Source organism: Microbacterium sp. GXF7504 (assembly GCF_054798235.1).
Genome location: NZ_JBSJZI010000003.1, coordinates 379,592 through 395,803, shown reverse-complemented (window position 1 = coordinate 395,803; position 16,212 = coordinate 379,592). Strand labels below are relative to the sequence as shown.

The 16,212-nt window shown below is 72.2% G+C and carries 16 protein-coding genes; 7 read left to right on the top strand and 9 right to left on the bottom strand.

The genetic code is table 11. The features are described from left to right. Positions 1-12: 12 nt before the first annotated feature. Positions 13-1,065, bottom strand: a complete 1,053-nt coding sequence (locus ACWAUO_RS09285) for a hemolysin family protein (protein ID WP_460774892.1) — start codon at positions 1,063-1,065, stop codon at positions 13-15. Further along, positions 1,062-2,405, bottom strand: coding sequence for a hemolysin family protein (locus ACWAUO_RS09280; RefSeq protein ID WP_460774891.1), 1,344 nt, complete (start codon positions 2,403-2,405; stop codon positions 1,062-1,064). Before ACWAUO_RS09280 ends, ACWAUO_RS09285 begins: the two co-directional genes overlap by 4 nt. Before the next feature lie 318 nt (positions 2,406-2,723). On the opposite strand from ACWAUO_RS09280, the gene ACWAUO_RS09275 reads away from it, so the two are divergent. Next, on the top strand, positions 2,724-6,416 hold the full coding sequence (locus tag ACWAUO_RS09275) for a multifunctional oxoglutarate decarboxylase/oxoglutarate dehydrogenase thiamine pyrophosphate-binding subunit/dihydrolipoyllysine-residue succinyltransferase subunit (RefSeq protein ID WP_460774889.1): 3,693 nt from the start codon (positions 2,724-2,726) through the stop codon (positions 6,414-6,416). 108 nt (positions 6,417-6,524) lie between these two features. Here ACWAUO_RS09275 and ACWAUO_RS09270 read toward each other — a convergent pair whose 3' ends face one another. Both ACWAUO_RS09270 and ACWAUO_RS09265 read right to left on the bottom strand, forming a co-directional pair. Next, complete coding sequence (locus ACWAUO_RS09270; RefSeq protein ID WP_460774887.1) at positions 6,525-6,770, bottom strand: zf-HC2 domain-containing protein; 246 nt, start codon at positions 6,768-6,770, stop codon at positions 6,525-6,527. Further along, a complete protein-coding gene (locus tag ACWAUO_RS09265; RefSeq protein ID WP_460774885.1) occupies positions 6,767-7,405 on the bottom strand; it encodes a sigma-70 family RNA polymerase sigma factor in 639 nt (212 codons plus the stop codon). Before ACWAUO_RS09265 ends, ACWAUO_RS09270 begins: the two co-directional genes overlap by 4 nt. A gap of 62 nt (positions 7,406-7,467) precedes the next feature. On the opposite strand from ACWAUO_RS09265, the gene aroA reads away from it, so the two are divergent. The 3 genes from aroA to bcp are packed head-to-tail and all read left to right on the top strand — an operon-like array spanning position 7,468 to position 10,335. Further along, positions 7,468-8,790, top strand: coding sequence for a 3-phosphoshikimate 1-carboxyvinyltransferase (gene aroA / locus ACWAUO_RS09260; protein WP_460774883.1), 1,323 nt, complete (start codon positions 7,468-7,470; stop codon positions 8,788-8,790). Further along, positions 8,787-9,857, top strand: a complete 1,071-nt coding sequence (gene rsgA / locus ACWAUO_RS09255) for a ribosome small subunit-dependent GTPase A (RefSeq protein WP_460774881.1) — start codon at positions 8,787-8,789, stop codon at positions 9,855-9,857. The genes aroA and rsgA overlap by 4 nt, the downstream gene beginning before the upstream one ends. A 10-nt stretch (positions 9,858-9,867) precedes the next feature. Next, positions 9,868-10,335, top strand: a complete 468-nt coding sequence (gene bcp, locus ACWAUO_RS09250; protein WP_460774880.1) for a thioredoxin-dependent thiol peroxidase — start codon at positions 9,868-9,870, stop codon at positions 10,333-10,335. A gap of 18 nt (positions 10,336-10,353) precedes the next feature. Here bcp and ACWAUO_RS09245 read toward each other — a convergent pair whose 3' ends face one another. After that, the gene (locus ACWAUO_RS09245) at positions 10,354-10,770 is read right to left on the bottom strand and encodes a histidine kinase (protein WP_460774878.1); all 417 of its coding nucleotides are present in this window, start codon (positions 10,768-10,770) and stop codon (positions 10,354-10,356) included. A 239-nt stretch (positions 10,771-11,009) separates the two neighbouring features. On the opposite strand from ACWAUO_RS09245, the gene ACWAUO_RS09240 reads away from it, so the two are divergent. Continuing rightward, on the top strand, positions 11,010-11,258 hold the full coding sequence (locus ACWAUO_RS09240) for a WhiB family transcriptional regulator (RefSeq protein WP_036295594.1): 249 nt from the start codon (positions 11,010-11,012) through the stop codon (positions 11,256-11,258). Positions 11,259-11,303: 45 nt separating this feature from the next. Here the strand turns inward: ACWAUO_RS09240 and ACWAUO_RS09235 are convergent, their stop codons facing one another. From ACWAUO_RS09235 to ACWAUO_RS09225, 3 genes are read right to left on the bottom strand one after another with little or no spacing between them, the layout of a single operon-like run. Continuing rightward, complete coding sequence (locus tag ACWAUO_RS09235) at positions 11,304-12,797, bottom strand: sensor histidine kinase (RefSeq protein ID WP_460774877.1); 1,494 nt, start codon at positions 12,795-12,797, stop codon at positions 11,304-11,306. A gap of 9 nt (positions 12,798-12,806) precedes the next feature. After that, positions 12,807-14,057, bottom strand: coding sequence for an AAA family ATPase (locus ACWAUO_RS09230; protein ID WP_460774875.1), 1,251 nt, complete (start codon positions 14,055-14,057; stop codon positions 12,807-12,809). Next, entirely contained in the window at positions 14,054-14,680 is a 627-nt protein-coding gene (locus ACWAUO_RS09225; protein WP_460774874.1) for an SAF domain-containing protein, read from the bottom strand. The genes ACWAUO_RS09230 and ACWAUO_RS09225 overlap by 4 nt, the downstream gene beginning before the upstream one ends. Positions 14,681-14,781: 101 nt before the next feature. Between ACWAUO_RS09225 and ACWAUO_RS09220 the strand changes: the two genes are divergently transcribed. Further along, on the top strand, positions 14,782-15,063 hold the full coding sequence (locus ACWAUO_RS09220) for a helix-turn-helix domain-containing protein (protein WP_460774873.1): 282 nt from the start codon (positions 14,782-14,784) through the stop codon (positions 15,061-15,063). A gap of 1 nt (position 15,064) precedes the next feature. On the opposite strand, the gene ACWAUO_RS09215 is transcribed toward ACWAUO_RS09220, so the two are convergent. Continuing rightward, positions 15,065-15,655, bottom strand: a complete 591-nt coding sequence (locus ACWAUO_RS09215; protein ID WP_460774871.1) for a hypothetical protein — start codon at positions 15,653-15,655, stop codon at positions 15,065-15,067. A gap of 116 nt (positions 15,656-15,771) precedes the next feature. Here ACWAUO_RS09215 and ACWAUO_RS09210 point away from each other — a divergent pair, with 116 nt between their 5' ends. After that, the gene (locus tag ACWAUO_RS09210; RefSeq protein ID WP_460774870.1) at positions 15,772-16,209 is read left to right on the top strand and encodes an Rv3235 family protein; all 438 of its coding nucleotides are present in this window, start codon (positions 15,772-15,774) and stop codon (positions 16,207-16,209) included. The last annotated feature ends 3 nt before the right edge of the window (positions 16,210-16,212 follow it).

Sequence of the window (16,212 nt, the reverse complement as noted above, 5' to 3'; positions counted from 1 at the left end):
GCACGCCGCCGCTCAGCGCCGGCGCCGGGTGGCGTCCTCGACCTCGCCGACGAGTTCCTCGATGACGTCCTCGAGGAACAGCACCGCGGTGGTCTCCCCCGCCTCGTTCCGCACCTGCGCGAGGTGTCGGCCTGCGCGCCGCATGAGCGCGAGGGCGTCCTCGAGATCGGTGTCCTCGTGGAGCGGCACCATGTGGTGGATCCGCTTGGCCGGGACCGGACGGGCCAGGTAGACGTCGTCGGTCGCCTCGGCGACCCGCAGCACGTCCTTCAGGTGCACGTAGCCAACCGGCGTCCCGTCGGGATCCACGATGACGTACCGCGAGAAGCCGTGCTTGGACACCGCGCGCTCGATCTCGGCGGGCGTCGTGGTCGTCGGCAGCGTCACCAGCTCGGCGAGCGGCACCGCGACGTCGCGCACCTTCTTGTCGGTGAACTCCACGACCGCGGCGACCGTGCCGGCGCTGTCGTCGAGCACGCCCTCGATGCGCGACTGGTTCACGATCGTCGCGACCTCCTCAAGCGTGAACGTCGACGCCGCCTCGTCCTTCGGCTCCACGCGGAACAGGCGCACGAGGTGGTTCGCGGTCCAGTTCAGGGCGACGATGACCGGGTGGAACGCCTTCGAGATCCACACGAGCGGCGGCGCGAGCATGAGCACCGCACGGTCCGGCACCGAGAACGCGAGGTTCTTCGGCACCATCTCGCCGAACACGACGTGCAGGTACGACACCAGCACGAGCGTGACGACGAACGCGACGACGTCGACGACCGCCTCGGCCCAGCCGGTGAGCCCGAGCGGCACCGCCAGCAGGTGGTGGATGGCCGGCTCGGACACGTTCAGGATGAGCAGCGAGCAGATGGTGATGCCGAGCTGGCAGGTCGCCAGCATGAGCGTCGCGTGCTCCATGGCCCACAGCGCGGTCTTCGCGGACCGGGAGCCGCGCTCCGCGATCGGCTCGATCTGCGAGCGGCGCGCGGAGATGACGGCGAACTCGGCGCCGACGAAGAACGCGTTGCACACCAGCAGCACGACGAGCCAGACGATCCCCGCCCAGTCGTTCATCGGTCCTCACCCCCCTCGCGCGCGTCCGCGTCGTCGGCGGACTCCGGCAACGGCCTCGGGGTGAAGCGGACGCGGTCGACCCGGCGCCCGTCCATGCGCACGACCTCGAGCGTGCCGTCCTCGATCTCCACGCGGTCGCCCGCGGCGGGGATCCGTTCGAGCTCGCTCATGAGGAAGCCGCCCACCGTGTCGTACACCTCGTCCTCGGGGACCCGGACGCCGGTCCGGTCCAGCAGTTCGTCGGGTCGCAGGCTCGCGGGGAACGTGAGCGAGTCGGCGCCGCGGACGACGCCGGCCCGGCGGCGGTCGTGCTCGTCGAGCACCTCCCCCACGATCTCCTCCACGAGGTCCTCCAGGGTGACGACGCCCGCCGTCCCCCCGTACTCGTCGACGACGACCGCCATCTGGTAGCCGCGGGAGCGGAGCTCGGTGATGAGGGCGTCCAGGTGCACGGTCTCCGGGACCCGGAGCGCCTCGCTCGCCACGGCGGCGGCCGGCACCTCGCCGCGGCGTTCGCGGGGCACGCTCACGGCGGCCTTCAGGTGCACGATGCCGACGATGTCGTCCATGGACTCGTCGAACACGGGGAACCTGCTGTGCCCGGTGTCGCGCGCCAGCCGCACGACCTCCTCCACGGGGTCCGCCGCGGCGACCGCGTGCACGCGCGGCCGGGGCGACATCACGTCGGCGGCGGTGAGGCGCGCGAAGGTGAGGCTGCGGTCGAGGAGGGTCGCGGTGTCCTCCTCGAGCACGCCGGCGCTCGCGGAGCGCCGCACGAGGCTCGAGAGCTCCTCGGCGGTGCGGGCGCCCGACAGCTCCTCCTTGGGCTCGACGCCCATGGCGCGGAGCACCCCGTTGGCGCTGCCGTTCAGCAGTGCGATCGCCGGACGGAACACCGTCGTGAAGGCCACCTGGAAGGGCATGACCACCTTCGCGGTCACGCGCGGCACGGCCAGGGCGAGGTTCTTCGGCACGAGTTCGCCGAGGATCATCGAGAAGACGGTCGCGATCGCGATGCCGACCACCGCGGCGAGCGGAACGCGGATGGTGTCGGGCATCCCCCACGCCTCGAACACCGGCGCGAGCAGGTGCGAGATCGCCGGCTCCATCGTGTAGCCGGTGAGGAGGGTCGTGAGCGTGATGCCGAGCTGTGCGCTGGAGAGGTGCGTCGAGGTCTTGCGCAGCGCGTCGATCGTGAGCGACAGACGGGTCTCGCCCGCCGCGCGCCGTGCCTCGAGATCGGCGCGGTCGAGGTTCACCAGCGCGAACTCGCTCGCGACGAACAGTCCGGTGCCGATGGTGAGGAGCAGCCCCACGCCCAGCATGATGATCTCGGTCATGCGTCACCTCCCGCGCGGGAGGAGGGTCGGTGGGGCCTGTGACTGCAATGCGGAGGGTCGTCCATCGTGCCGACCATGGTACGGCAGCGCGGCGGGCGGGCGCCATGCGCGACCCGGACCGGGGATGGCGGGACGGTCCACCGGGTTGTCAAGGAACGCGATTCCTGACAACCCGGAAAAGGATGCGTGATCGTTCCCTGCGGATACCTGGGATCCGGTCCGGTACGGAGCCCGCTGGGATACCATTGGAACTCGTGTGCTCGGGTCGACGAAGGCCCGGTCTGACCGCAGCGAATCCACGAAAGCAGGCGATCTTCAGTGTCGAGCCAGGTGACGGGCGTCGGGGTGTCGAGCGAAGGGGAGTTCGGGGCCAACGAATGGCTCGTCGAGGAACTCTACGAGCAGTACAAGGTCGACAAGAACTCCGTGGACAAGTCGTGGTGGCCGGTCCTCGAGGCCTACAAGCCGGCGCAGGCGAAGGACGCGAAGACGCTGTCCACGCCGAGCGCCGCCCCCGCCCCGACCGCGGCCGAGCCGCGGCCCACCACCGCGGCGGTCCCCGTGATCGGCGCCGCGCCGGTCGCCCGCACGACCGCGAAGCCGGCCGCACCGCAGCCGATCCCGGCGCAGGCGCCGAAGGTGAAGCCCGCCTCCCCCGAGGCGTCCGCCGAGGAGGACAAGGTCACCCCGCTGCGCGGCATGACCAAGACCCTCGCGGTCAACATGGACGAGTCGCTCACGGTCCCGACCGCGACGAGCGTGCGCACCGTCCCGGCGAAGCTGATGATCGACAACCGCATCGTCATCAACAACCACATGTCCCGCACGCGCGGCGGCAAGGTCAGCTTCACGCACCTCATCGGCTGGGCGCTCATCCAGGCGCTCAAGGAGTTCCCGAGCCAGAACGTCTTCTACGCCGAGGTCGACGGCAAGCCCTCGGTCGTCGCGCCCGCGCACGTGAACCTCGGCATCGCGATCGACCTGCCCAAGCCGGACGGCACCCGCGCCCTGCTCGTCCCGAGCATCAAGCGCGCGGAGAGCCTCACCTTCACCGAGTACCTCGCCTCCTATGAGGACCTCGTCAAGCGCGCCCGGGCGAACAAGCTCACCGCGGCCGACTTCCAGGGCACCACGGTCTCGCTCACCAACCCGGGCGGCATCGGCACGGTCCACTCCGTCCCGCGTCTGATGAAGGGCCAGGGGTGCATCATCGGCGCCGGCGCCCTCGAGTACCCGGCGGAGTTCCAGGGCTCCAGCGCCACGACCCTCGCCGAGCTCGGCATCGGCAAGACCATCACGCTCACCAGCACCTACGACCACCGCGTCATCCAGGGCGCCGGCTCCGGCGAGTTCCTCAAGAAGGTCCACGAACTGCTCATCGGGCAGCGCGGGTTCTACGAGGAGATCTTCGCCGCGCTGCGCATCCCCTACGCCCCGATCCGCTGGTCCGCCGACATCCACGTCGACCTCGCCGAGCGCATCGACAAGGCCTCGCGGGTGCAGGAAATCATCAACTCCTTCCGCGTGCGCGGGCACCTCATGGCCGACATCGACCCGCTCGAGTACGTGCAGCGCACGCACCCCGACCTGGAGATCGAGAACCACGGCCTGACCTTCTGGGACCTCGACCGCGAGTTCGTGGTCGGCGGCTTCGGCGGCAAGCGCGTGATGAAGCTCCGCGACATCCTCGGCGTCCTCCGCGACTCCTACTGCCGCACCGTCGGCGTGGAGTACATGCACATCCAGGACCCGGCCCAGCGCAAGTGGTTCCAGGACAACGTGGAGGTGCCCTACCAGAAGCCCACCCGCGAGGAGCAGCTGCGCATCCTGTCGAAGCTGAACCAGGCCGAGGCGTTCGAGACCTTCCTGCAGACGAAGTACGTCGGCCAGAAGCGCTTCAGCCTCGAGGGCGGCGAGTCGCTCATCCCGCTGCTGGACGAGGTCCTGCGCGGCGCGGCGGACGCCGACCTGGACGGCGCGGCGATCGGCATGGCCCACCGCGGTCGCCTCAACGTGCTGACCAACATCGCCGGCAAGACGTACGGCCAGGTGTTCCGCGAGTTCGAGGGCACGAGCCTGCCCGGCAACAAGCGCGGCTCCGGTGACGTGAAGTACCACCTCGGCACCGAGGGCACGTTCGTGTCCGACTCCGGCAAGGAGCTGCCGGTGCTGCTGGCCGCGAACCCCTCCCACCTGGAGACGGTCGACGGCGTCCTCGAGGGCATCGTCCGCGCCAAGCAGGACCGCAAGCCGATCGGCACCTTCACCTGGCTGCCGATCCTCATCCACGGCGACGCCGCGTTCGCCGGTCAGGGCGTCGTGGTCGAGACGCTGCAGATGTCGCAGCTGCGGGGCTACCGCACCGGCGGCACCGTGCACATCGTCGTCAACAACCAGCTCGGCTTCACCACCCTGCCCGTCGACGGCCGCAGCTCGGTGTACGCCACCGACGTCGCCAAGACGATCCAGGCGCCGATCCTGCACGTGAACGGCGACGACCCGGAGGCCGTCGTCCGCGCCGCGGAACTCGCGTTCCGCTACCGGCAGGAGTTCCACCGCGACATCGTCATCGACCTCGTCTGCTACCGCCGCCGCGGGCACAACGAGGGCGACGACCCGTCGATGACGCAGCCGCTCATGACCAACCTCGTCGAGGCGAAGCGCTCCGTGCGCCGCCTGTACACCGAGGCCCTCGTCGGCCGCGGTGACATCACCGAGGAGGAGTACGACCAGGCCAAGCGCGACTTCCAGGACCGCCTCGAGGTCGCCTTCGCCGAGACCCATGCGGCCGAGACCGGCACGACCGGCGTGATCGACGTCACCGCCGAGGTCGAGCCCGCGGTCGGCGCCCCGGAGACCACCGGCGTCTCGGTCGAGGTCGTGCAGCTCATCGGCGACGCGTTCACGAACAAGCCCGAGGGCTTCTCCGTGCACCCGAAGCTGCAGCAGCTGCTGGACAAGCGCCAGGCGATGAGCCGCAACGGCGGCATCGACTGGGCGTTCGGCGAGCTGCTCGCGTTCGGTTCGCTCGTGCTCGAGGGCACCCCGGTGCGCCTCGCCGGCCAGGACGCCCGACGCGGCACGTTCGTGCAGCGTCACGCGGTGTTCCACGACCGGTCGAACGGCCAGGAGTGGCTGCCGCTGGTCAACCTGTCCGAGAACCAGGGCCGCTTCTTCGTCTACGACTCGCTGCTCAGCGAGTACGCGGCGATGGCGTTCGAGTACGGCTACTCGGTCGAGCGCCCCGAGGCGCTGGTGCTCTGGGAGGCGCAGTTCGGCGACTTCGTCGACGGGGCGCAGACCGTCATCGACACCTACCTCTCGTCGGCCGACCAGAAGTGGGGCCAGCAGTCGAGTGTCGTGCTGCTGCTCCCCCACGGCTACGAGGGCGCCGGTCCCGACCACTCGTCCGCCCGCATCGAGCGGTTCCTGCAGCTGTGCGCGCAGGACAACATGATCGTGGCGCGCCCCTCCACTCCGGCATCGCACTTCCACCTGCTGCGTCGCCAGGCCTACGCCCGCCCGCGGAAGCCGCTCGTGGTGTTCACGCCGAAGGCGATGCTGCGTCTGCGCGACGCGACGAGCCCCGTCGAGGACTTCACGCAGGGCACGTTCGAGCCGGTCATCGACGACGAGCGCGAGCTCGACCGCGAGGCCGTGACCCGCGTGCTCCTGCACGCCGGCAAGATCCACTGGGACCTCCGATCGGAGCTGAACAAGCGCCCGAACGAGAAGATCGCGCTGGTGCGTCTCGAGCAGTACTACCCGGCACCGGTCGACGAGCTCAACGCGGTCATCGACAGCTACCCGAACGCGGAGCTGGTCTGGGTCCAGGAGGAGCCGGAGAACCAGGGCGCCTGGCCGTTCATCGCGCTCGAGCTGGTGAAGTACCTCCACGGCCGCACGATCCGCGTGGTCTCCCGCGCCGCCTCGGCCTCGACCGCCGCGGGCTCCGCGAAGACCCACGCGATCGAGCACGCCGCGCTCATGGAGAAGGCGCTCACGCTCTGACCCGGAGCGGACACGACCGAGGGGACGGATGCTCCGGCATCCGTCCCCTCGGTCGTCCACCGGCGAAGCGGTGGGATGCGGCGGCGTCGGCGCGGCGCCGACCCGGCGTCAGTGGTGGCTGGCCTGCGCCTCGCGAAGTCGCGCGAGCACCTGGTCGCGCAGCTGCTCCGGCGCGCTCTCGCGGCACGCGCGCGCGACCACCTCGGTCAGCGTCCGGGCGACCAGCGCCTCCTCCCGGCACTCCGCGCACGTCTCCAGGTGCTCCCGGATGTCCGCGTGCTGGGTGTTGCAGACCTCGTCGCGCAGGTACTCCTCGAGGTCACGCCGGGCCTTCTCGCAACCGCAATCGGTCATTTCCTACTCCTGGGTGCAGGCGGGGTGATCCCCCGCTCCTTGGCGTACTCGGCCAGCAGGTCACGCAGCATCCGCCTGCCACGGTGCAGGCGGCTCATGACCGTGCCGATCGGTGTCTTCATGATGTCCGCGATCTCCTGATACGCGAAGCCCTCCACGTCCGCCAGGTACACCGCCAGGCGGAAGTCCTCCGGGATCGACTGCAGCGCGTCCTTGACCGCCGATGCCGGCATGTGGTCGATCGCTTCCGCCTCGGCGGAGCGGGACCGCATCGCGGTCGCCGACTCGGCGCCGCCGAGCTGCCAGTCCTCGAGGTCGTCGATGGCGCTCTGGAACGGCTCGCGCTGCTTCTTCCGGTAGGTGTTGATGTACGAGTTCGTGAGGATGCGGTACAGCCACGCCTTCAGGTTCGTGCCCTGGGTGAAGCTCGACCACGACGCGAACGCCTTCACGAAGGTCTCCTGCACGAGGTCCGCGGCGTCCGCGGGATTGCGGGTCATCCGCATCGCAGCCGCGTACAGCTGGTCCATGAACGGGAGCGCCTGCTCCTCGAACTGCGTACGCGCCTCGGCCTGGTCGTCCATCAGGCGCCAGTCTACGGCGGGCGCAGGCGGCAGCAGCACGGTCGCCGTCATCCGCATCCCTCCTCCGTCGCCGTCGTAGGCGCCCGGTTGCGCCCCTCGGTAGGGTGGAACCGATGAGCACTCCGCGGTATTCCCCCCGACATTGGGCGGCCCCGACGGTCACGGGTCCCGTGACCGCCACCGTCGCCGTGCCCGGCTCGAAGTCGCTGACCAACCGCGAACTCGTGCTCGCGGCCATCGCGGACGGTCCCGGGACCGTCCACGCACCGCTGCACTCCGACGACTCGGCCCGCATGATCAGCGCGCTGCAAGCATTGGGCGTACGGATCGAACGCGTCCCCGGGCAGGGGGCGTTCGGCGACGACCTGCACGTCACCCCGCCCGCACGGTTCGCCGCCGGCGGGACCGTCGACTGCGGGCAGGCCGGCACCGTCATGCGGTTCGTCACCCCGCTCACCGGGCTCGCGACCGGCGACGTGACCGTCACCGCGCACGAGAGCGCCCTGCACCGGCCGATGGGCGAGATGATCCGGGCGCTGCGCGAGGTCGGCGTCGACATCGCCGACGGCGGCACCTGGTCGCTCCCGTTCACGGTCCGCGGCCGCGGGCGCGTCGTCGGCGGCGAGGTCGAGATCGACGCCAGCGCGTCCAGCCAGTTCGTCTCCGGCCTGCTGCTCGCCGCCGCCCGCTACGACGTCGGCCTGCGGCTGCGCCACCGCGGCGCGCGGCTGCCCAGCATCCCCCACATCGACATGACCGTGGACGCGCTCGCGCGCCGCGGCGTGCACGTGGAGCGTCCCGCGGTCGGCGAATGGCTCGTGCCGCCGACCGTGCCGCACGCGAAGGACGTCACGATCGAGCCGGACCTCTCCAACGCCGCCCCCTTCCTCGTCGCGGCGCTCGTCACCGGCGGTTCGGTGTCGGTCACCGGCTGGCCCGCGCACTCGACGCAGCCGGGCGCCCAGCTGCCGCAGCTCCTGGCGGCGTTCGGCGGGCACGCGTCCCGCCGTCACGGCGCCATGACGGCGACCGGTGGCGACCGCATCGCAGCGGTCGATCTCGACCTGTCCGCGGTGGGCGAGCTCACCCCGACCCTCGTCGGCCTCGCGCTGTTCGCCGACGGGCCGAGCACGTTCACCGGCATCGGCCACATCCGCGGGCACGAGACCGACCGGATCGCCGCGCTCGTCGGCAACATCCGTGCGATCGGCGGTGAGGCGGAGGAGCTCCCCGACGGCATCCGCGTCATCCCCCGCGAGCTCACCGGCGGACTCTGGCGGGCGCACCACGACCACCGTCTGGCGACCACCGGGGCGCTCATCGGGCTGCGGGTGCCCGGGGTCGAGGTCGACGACATCGGCACGACCGCGAAGACCATGCCCGAGTTCCCCGAGCTGTGGGCGCGGATGCTCGAGCAGGAGGACACCGCCGCGTGAGCTGGCTGGCACCCGACGACGAGGACGACGAACCGGACTTCGACGAGTCCGACATCCGGGTGCGCCCGAACCCGAAGGGGAACCGGCCCCGCACGAAGCGCCGCCCGGCGCACGCGGACGCGCAGATCGCCCGGGTCCTCGGCGTCGACCGCGGCCGCTACACCGTGCTGGTCGACGAGGACGGCCCGGACGAGCGGGAGGTGACCGCCGCGCGTGCCAGGGAACTGCGCAAGCAGCCGATCGTCACCGGCGACCTCGCCCGGGTCGTGGGCGACCTGTCCGGCGCGGAGGGCACGCTCGGCCGCATCGTCGGGATCGAACCGCGCACGACGCTCCTGCGCCGCAGCGCCGACGACACCGACAACGTGGAGCGGGTGGTCGTCGCCAATGCCGACCAGATGCTGGTGGTGGTCGCGGCGGCCGACCCCGAGCCCCGCGCCCGGCTCGTCGACCGCTACCTCATCGCGGCGCTCGACGCCGGCATCCGCCCGATGCTCGTGGTCACCAAGACGGACCTCGCCGACCCGTCCGGGTTCCTCACCCACTTCGACGGCATCGATCTGCAGGTGTTCACATCACGGCGCGGCGAGATGCCGGTCGAGCGCATCGGCGCCGAACTCGTCGGACGCTCCACCGTGTTCGTGGGGCACTCCGGCGTCGGCAAGTCCACGTTGGTCAACGCGCTCGTCCCGGGCGCCGGGCGCGCGACCGGACACGTGAACGAGGTGACCGGCCGCGGCCGGCACACGTCGTCGTCCACCGTGTCGCTGCGCTACCGCGGCCAGGGCGGGTCGGGCTGGGTCATCGACACCCCCGGCGTCCGCTCCTTCGGGCTCGGACACGTGGATCCCGCGAACATCCTCAAGGCGTTCACCGACCTCGCCGTCGTAGCCGAGGAGTGCCCCCGCGGCTGCACCCACCTGCCCGACGCACCGGACTGCGCGATCGTCGACGCCGTCGCGGAAGGGCGGCTCGGCCCGACCGGCGCCGGCCGGCTGGACTCGCTGCAGCGGCTGCTCGCGACGTTCGCGTCGCGCGAGCCCGGCTACGGTCGCGCCGGCCAATAAGCTGGGAGGCATGAGCCTGCAGCCCGGAGACCTCGCGCCCGACTTCACCCTGCTGGACCAGGACGAGCGTCCGGTGTCCCTGCACGACCTCCGCGGCGGTCGCGTGATCCTGTACTTCTACCCGGCCGCGATGACGCCGGGATGCACCACGCAGGCCTGCGACTTCCGCGACAGCCTCGCCCCGCTCGCCGCGGCCGGCTACACCGTCCTCGGCGTCTCGCGCGACACCCCGGCGAAGCTGCGCGAATTCCGCGACCGCGACGGGCTCACCTTCCCGCTGCTGTCCGACCCGGACCACGCCGTCCACGACGCGTACGGCGCCTGGGGCGAGAAGATGAACTACGGCAAGAAGATCGAGGGCGTCCTGCGCTCCACGTTCGTGATCGACCCCGAGGGCCGGATCGAGCACGCCCAGGTCAACGTCAAGGCGACGGGCCACGTCGCACGCCTGCGCAAACTCCTGGGCGTCGACGCCTGAAACGTCCCGGCGCGGCGCTCAGGCGTCCGGGACGTCGCCCGTCCGCCCGGCGCTCCTCGGCCGGCGTTTCCCGGCCGCCGAGACCGCCGCGATGAGCAGCACGAGGACCACGATCGCCGGCACCGCGAGCGCGGCGCCGATCGCCGGATGGGCGTACGCACCCGTGGCCGCTCCCCCCGCGACGGCGAGGATCAGCAACTGCGTCACGATGCCGCCCGATCGCGCCCACCCCTGATCCCGCAGCGTCCCGAGCCCGAACGCGATCACGATCGCGGCCCCGACGACGGTCAGCACCAGCAGGGCCAGTGCACTCGTCACGGAGTCGGTGTTGCCCGCGATCAGCTCGACGACCTGCCACACCGCGAGCGCCCCGACCCCGATCCCCTCGAGCGTCACCAGGACGCCGGCGAGTCGTTCCGCGATGCCCGTGGTCATGCATGCTCCGATCGGATCCCGGCGTGTCGCGCCGACGGTGGGGAAGGTGCTGTGAACCGCGCGGAAACGCGCGGTGAACCTTGTCAATTCGTATGACGTTGTGGGACGATAGAGCACGTCGTGTGCTCCCACAGCGACGTGGGGCGGGCTGTGACGTCCGCACACCGAACAGAGTAACGGACAGTGATCCGACCTCTGAAAAGAACCCACCCGATCTTCGTACCCTGAGGAGCACAACCATGGATTGGCGCGACAAAGCCGCCTGCTTGACGGTAGACCCCGAGCTGTTCTTCCCGGTGGGGAACACCGGGCCTGCGGTCGACCAGATCGAGAAGGCCAAGGCCGTCTGCGCCCGGTGCACCGTCACCGAGATCTGCCTGCAGTACGCCCTCGAGTCCGGCCAGGATTCGGGCGTCTGGGGCGGGCTGTCCGAGGACGAGCGCCGTGCGCTGAAGCGCCGCGCCGCCCGCGCCCGCCGCGCCTCCTGACCCGACCCGCATGATCGACGCCTGAGCCCGGGGCGACTCCCCGGCTCAGGCGAGATCGCGGTCGATGTAGCGCAGCGGGATGTCGATCGTCACCTCGGTGCCGCTGCCCATCACGGTGTGCCAATCGATCGTGCCGCCCAGCTCCCCCTGGATGAGGGTGCGCACGATCTGCGTCCCGAGGCCCCGTCCGACCTGACCCTCCGGCAACCCGATGCCGGTGTCGCGGACGCGGACCTCCAGGTTCTCCGCCGTCCGGTCGGCGCTGATCTCGACCTCGCCCTCCTGCCCGGCGAGCCCGTGCTCGACGGCGTTGGTGACCAGCTCCGTGAGCGCGAGCGCGAGGGGCGTCGCGTACTCGCTCGGCAGGGTCCCGAAGGTGCCGGTCTTGCGCGTCTTCGCGCGCGTGTTCGGTGCGGCGGCCACCTCGGCGGCGAGCTTCAGCACGCGCGAGAAGACGTCGTCGAAGTCGACGTTCTGCGTGAGCCCCTCGCTCAGGGTGTCGTGCACCACGGCGATCGCCGCGACCCGGCGGGTCGCGTGCGTGAGCGCCTCCCGCGCCTCGTCGCTGTGCGTCCGTCGCGCCTGGATGCGCAGCAGCGACGCCACGGTCTGCAGGTTGTTCTTCACCCGGTGATGGATCTCCCGGATGGTGGCGTCCTTCGTGATGAGTTCCTGATCGCGGTGACGGAGCTCGGTCACGTCGCGGCAGAGCACGATCGCACCGATCCGGGTGCCGTGGTCGCGGAGCGGGATCGCGCGCAGCGAGACGGTGACCCCGCGGGCCTCCACGTCCGTGCGCCACGGCGCGCGCCCGGTGGCGACCACGGGCAGCGACTCGTCGAACTGCCGCTTCTCCGGCAGGATCTGGGTGATCACCTCGACGAGCGGCTCCCCCTCGAGCTCGTCGTCGAAGCCCATGCGGTTGAACGCGGACAGCGCGTTCGGGCTGGCGAACGTGGTGATCCCGTCGACGTCCAGCCGGATGAGGCCGTCCGAGGCGCGCGGTGCGCCGCGGCGGGGCGCCGTGGGCGCGGACAGGTCCGGGAACTCGCCCGAGGCGACCATGCCGAACACGTCGTCGGCACAGTCGTTGAAGGTGATCTGCTGCCGCGACGGGGTGCGCGCCTCGCCCAGGTTCGTGTGACGGGTCAGCACCCCGAGCACCCGCGCCGGGCGGTCCCCGCGTGCGGGTTCGCGCACGATCGGCACGGCGCGCACGCGGGTCGGGGTCTCCTCGAACCAGTCCGGCGAGGCCGAGTCGATGATCCGCGCGCTCTGGAACGCCTCCCGCACCTGCGCACGCCACTGCGGTCGCACCCGGTCGCCCACGATGTCGCGGTAGAAGAGCGTCGCCGCACCGCTGGGCCGGGTGTGCGCGACCGCGACGAACGAGTCGTCCGGGGTCGGCACCCAGATCACGATGTCGGCGAAGGCCAGGTCGGCGAGGAGCTGCCCGTCACCGGCGAGCCGGTGCAGCCATTCCACATCGGCCGGATCGGAGAAACCCTGGGCGTACACGAGGTCGGAGAGCGTCGACACGCCTTCAGCCTAAGGGACCGTCCGGGTGACTCCGGATGCGGCCCGCACCCGCCGCATCCGCCCGCGCGTGTCGGCGGCGCGGGCGTGCGACGTCGTCTCGGCCGGGGCGGGCAGCACGACCTCGGCGAGCCGCCGCACGGCGGACACGAGCGGCGAACGGGCCGCGACCTCCGCGGCCGGTCGGGCCGCCAGGCGTGCCGCATCCGTGCCGCGCGCGTCGTCTGGGAGGAAGCACACCTCGTCGACCGCGACGTAGCGCTCGAGCGCACGGCGGATCTGCCCCCGGGCGTCGAAGCCGACGGCGCCCGGCCGCAGCCGGTTCACCACGACCGTCACCTCGGCGCCGCCCACGGCCGCGCGCAGGTCGGACCAGGCACGGATGAACCGAGCCACCCCGACCGGCTCCGCGGCGCACACCGCCACCACCCGGTCCGCCGCCTCCAGCGCCGCCAGGGTGGCCGCGTTCCGGCGCGGTCCGTCGACGAGGTCCGACACGATCTCCTCGTCCCGCTCGAGCGACGCGGCGACGTCGACCACCGTCACCGGCGCCCACGCGCGGCAGGCGGCGAGCGCGCCGCCGACCCGGGATCGGGAGAGCTCCGGCCACCGCCCCGGCCGGTTGATCCCGGTCAGCACGTCGACCTCGCGGCCGGGCATGCCCAGCGGCACGCTGATCCGACCGAGTTCGGCGGCGTCGAGACCGCCGAGCCCGACCTGACGGCAGGCGGCGGGCAGTCCCGGCCCCTCGTCCGGCAGCCCGAGCGCGAGCGCGAGCGAGGGCGCGTGCGTGTCGGCGTCGACGAGGACGCTGCGCCCGTGCACCCGCGCCAGCTCGGCCGCGAGCTCGGTGGCCACCGTCGTCCGTCCCGGCGCGCCGTGCGGGCCCCAGACGGTGATGGTCGTCGGGCCGGTCACCGGCGCGGCCGTGCGCGCGGGCTCCCACCGCAGGATGCGGTCTGCGAGCCGGCGCGGCGATCCGCCGGCAGCGAGCGGCTCCCCCAGACCGAAGCCTGCCGCGAGGCGCACCGCACCCGCATCCGCCCCCACCGGGACGATGCGCGTGCCGGCACGGTCCGCCGCGGCCACCACGCCCGCGTGCAGCGTACGGTGCACCGCCCGCACGACGAGGAGGTCGACGCCGTCGAGGGAGGGCACCGGCTCGTGCTCGGGCACCGCGGTCGCCGTGACGCCACGCGCGACGAGCGCCGCCACGAGCGACGCCGACTGCGGCCCGGGGAGCATCACCACGACGTTCGTCATGGCACGCCCCCGGCCGCGGGCACCACCGACAGCACCGCGTCGGCGGCGAGCGCGGCCAGCAGGTCGGGGACGTCGGCACGCGGCACGACGAGTTCGAGCGAGGCGCCGCGGGACGCGACGAGCGCCTCGTCGGCCACGAGCCGGGCGACCGTCGCGTCGGCGACGAGGATGCGCGGCGGTTCGACGGCGCCGTCGGTGCCGGCGGGTGCGACCCAGACCTCGACGCGCGTGCCCGCGGCCACCGCGGCGGGCACCGCGGTGCCGGAGGGGACGACGACGACGGTGGTGCGCACGGCCTCCGCCGTGCCGACCGCGTCGACCGGCACCAGCTCGCCCGCCGGCACCGTGCGCAACGCGACCGCGTCGTCGGCGAGCGCGCCGGGCACGGCATAGTCGTCGGCGACGGTGCCGAGCGCCACCTCGGTGACGCGGACGTCACCGCTTCGCACCGGCTCCCCCGCGACGAGCGTGCGCGCGGCGACGAGCACCGGGGCCGTCTGGCGCGCGGAGGCGACGACGAACCAGACACCGGCGATCGAGACCGCGACCACCACGATCCCGATGAGGAACCGCGGGTCGACCCACACCGAACGGGCGCGCGGTCTGGGTGTCGTGCTGGTCATGCCGACCATGGTCGTCCAGCGGCCGCCTGGGCGTCGGGCGTTATCCACAGCGCGCCCGGAGACCGGTCCCGGCACCGACGGGCGCCGTCGATAATCGGAACATGCCCGAGTCGAACCCGTTCGCGGGGCGCCATGTCTCCCCCGCCGAGGTCGCGGAGGCCCTCGGCGTCTCGGTCGACGAGGTGCTCGCGCTCGTGCTCGACGGACGGCTGCGGGGTGCGCGGCTCGGGTCGCCCGCGCAGTGGCGGATCGACGAGGAGAGCGTCGTGCACTACCTCGACGATCAGGCCGAGGAGGCCCGGCGCATCGCGCTGTGGCGGCAGTCGAACGCCGCGAGCTTCCCCGAGCTGTGGGGGCTCGGGCCCGTCCGCAACCCGGACTGACTCAGCGTGCCCGTCGCTCGTCGACCCGCACCCAGGCGGTGGCGGCGCACGGCACCATCCGGAACCCCGTGACGTGCGCGGCACGGCGCGGCGTGCCCGGCTCGTGCACCGCGAGGTCGAAGTGGTCGGCACCCGCGCGGTCGATCGTTCCGGCGAGCACCGAGCCGTCCACCCGGTGCACCCGGACGGCGTCGCGACGGCGGGCGAGGTCCCGGAGCACGAAGGCGAACGGCATCCGCTCGGCGAGGGACCGGGGCGGGGCGGGCACCTCCCGGGCACTGTGCAGCAGGTCGACCTCGGGCATCCGGACACCGAGCACGGCCTCGGCCCGGATCAGCGCCGCCCCGCCGGTGTCGAGCCCGACGCCCAGCCAGTCCTCGCCGACCGCGTCGAGCGTGCCCGCCACGTCCTCCCCGCTCGGCAGATCGATCCGGACGGCGGCGGATGCGGCGGCGGGGACGGCGAGGCGTGCACGCAGCGGCAGGCGCGCGAGTCGCAGGCGTTCGGCCTCGGTGTCCAGCGCCGCGCGCTCCGCCTCCCACTCGGAGGCGAACTGGTCCTGCAGGTCCTCGAAGAGGCGTTCCCAGCGCACGCGCCGAGATTAGGGCACCCGGTGGGATTCGATGAGAAGTTTTCCACATTCCGTTCACGACCGGCGCCGCGTGCTGGACTGACCGTGCTCACCATCCCCCCAGCGAGTGAGGCACCATGGCACACCTGCAGGCAAGCGTCGCCACCGCGGCGCGGCCCACACGACGGACCGCATCCGCGGACTTCTTCGCCCCGCAGCCCACGCCCTCGGCCGAGCTGCCGGATCCGGTGCCCCTCCTGCGCAACCTCACCCAGGGCGTCCTCGAGTCCCTGGCCGGCGTCCGCGACCTGGACCAGCTCGCGCGCTGGCTCACCGAGGAGGCCTACCGCGGCCTGCTGACGCGGGTGAACCTCGCGATCCGCGCGCGCAGCGCCCGCGGGGTACCGGCGGCGCGTCCGGTGCACTCGATCCTCAGCGTCCACCACTCCGCCCCGGCCGACGGCGTCGTCGAGGCGGTCGTCGTGGTCGCGGGCCCCGCGCGTACCCGTGCCCTCGCGATCCGGCTTGAGGGCTTCGACCACCGCTGGCGCGCGACCTCGCTCGCCCTCCTCTGACCG

Coding starts and splice junctions, on each gene's coding strand:
- ACWAUO_RS09285 (WP_460774892.1), bottom strand. CDS start 1,065: ATGAACGACTGGGCGGGGATCGTCTGGCTCGTCGTGCTGCTGGTGTGC.
- ACWAUO_RS09280 (WP_460774891.1), bottom strand. CDS start 2,405: ATGACCGAGATCATCATGCTGGGCGTGGGGCTGCTCCTCACCATCGGC.
- ACWAUO_RS09270 (WP_460774887.1), bottom strand. CDS start 6,770: ATGACCGATTGCGGTTGCGAGAAGGCCCGGCGTGACCTCGAGGAGTAC.
- ACWAUO_RS09265 (WP_460774885.1), bottom strand. CDS start 7,405: ATGACGGCGACCGTGCTGCTGCCGCCTGCGCCCGCCGTAGACTGGCGC.
- aroA (WP_460774883.1), top strand. CDS start 7,468: ATGAGCACTCCGCGGTATTCCCCCCGACATTGGGCGGCCCCGACGGTC.
- bcp (WP_460774880.1), top strand. CDS start 9,868: ATGAGCCTGCAGCCCGGAGACCTCGCGCCCGACTTCACCCTGCTGGAC.
- ACWAUO_RS09245 (WP_460774878.1), bottom strand. CDS start 10,770: ATGACCACGGGCATCGCGGAACGACTCGCCGGCGTCCTGGTGACGCTC.
- ACWAUO_RS09240 (WP_036295594.1), top strand. CDS start 11,010: ATGGATTGGCGCGACAAAGCCGCCTGCTTGACGGTAGACCCCGAGCTG.
- ACWAUO_RS09230 (WP_460774875.1), bottom strand. CDS start 14,057: ATGACGAACGTCGTGGTGATGCTCCCCGGGCCGCAGTCGGCGTCGCTC.
- ACWAUO_RS09225 (WP_460774874.1), bottom strand. CDS start 14,680: ATGACCAGCACGACACCCAGACCGCGCGCCCGTTCGGTGTGGGTCGAC.
- ACWAUO_RS09220 (WP_460774873.1), top strand. CDS start 14,782: ATGCCCGAGTCGAACCCGTTCGCGGGGCGCCATGTCTCCCCCGCCGAG.
- ACWAUO_RS09210 (WP_460774870.1), top strand. CDS start 15,772: ATGGCACACCTGCAGGCAAGCGTCGCCACCGCGGCGCGGCCCACACGA.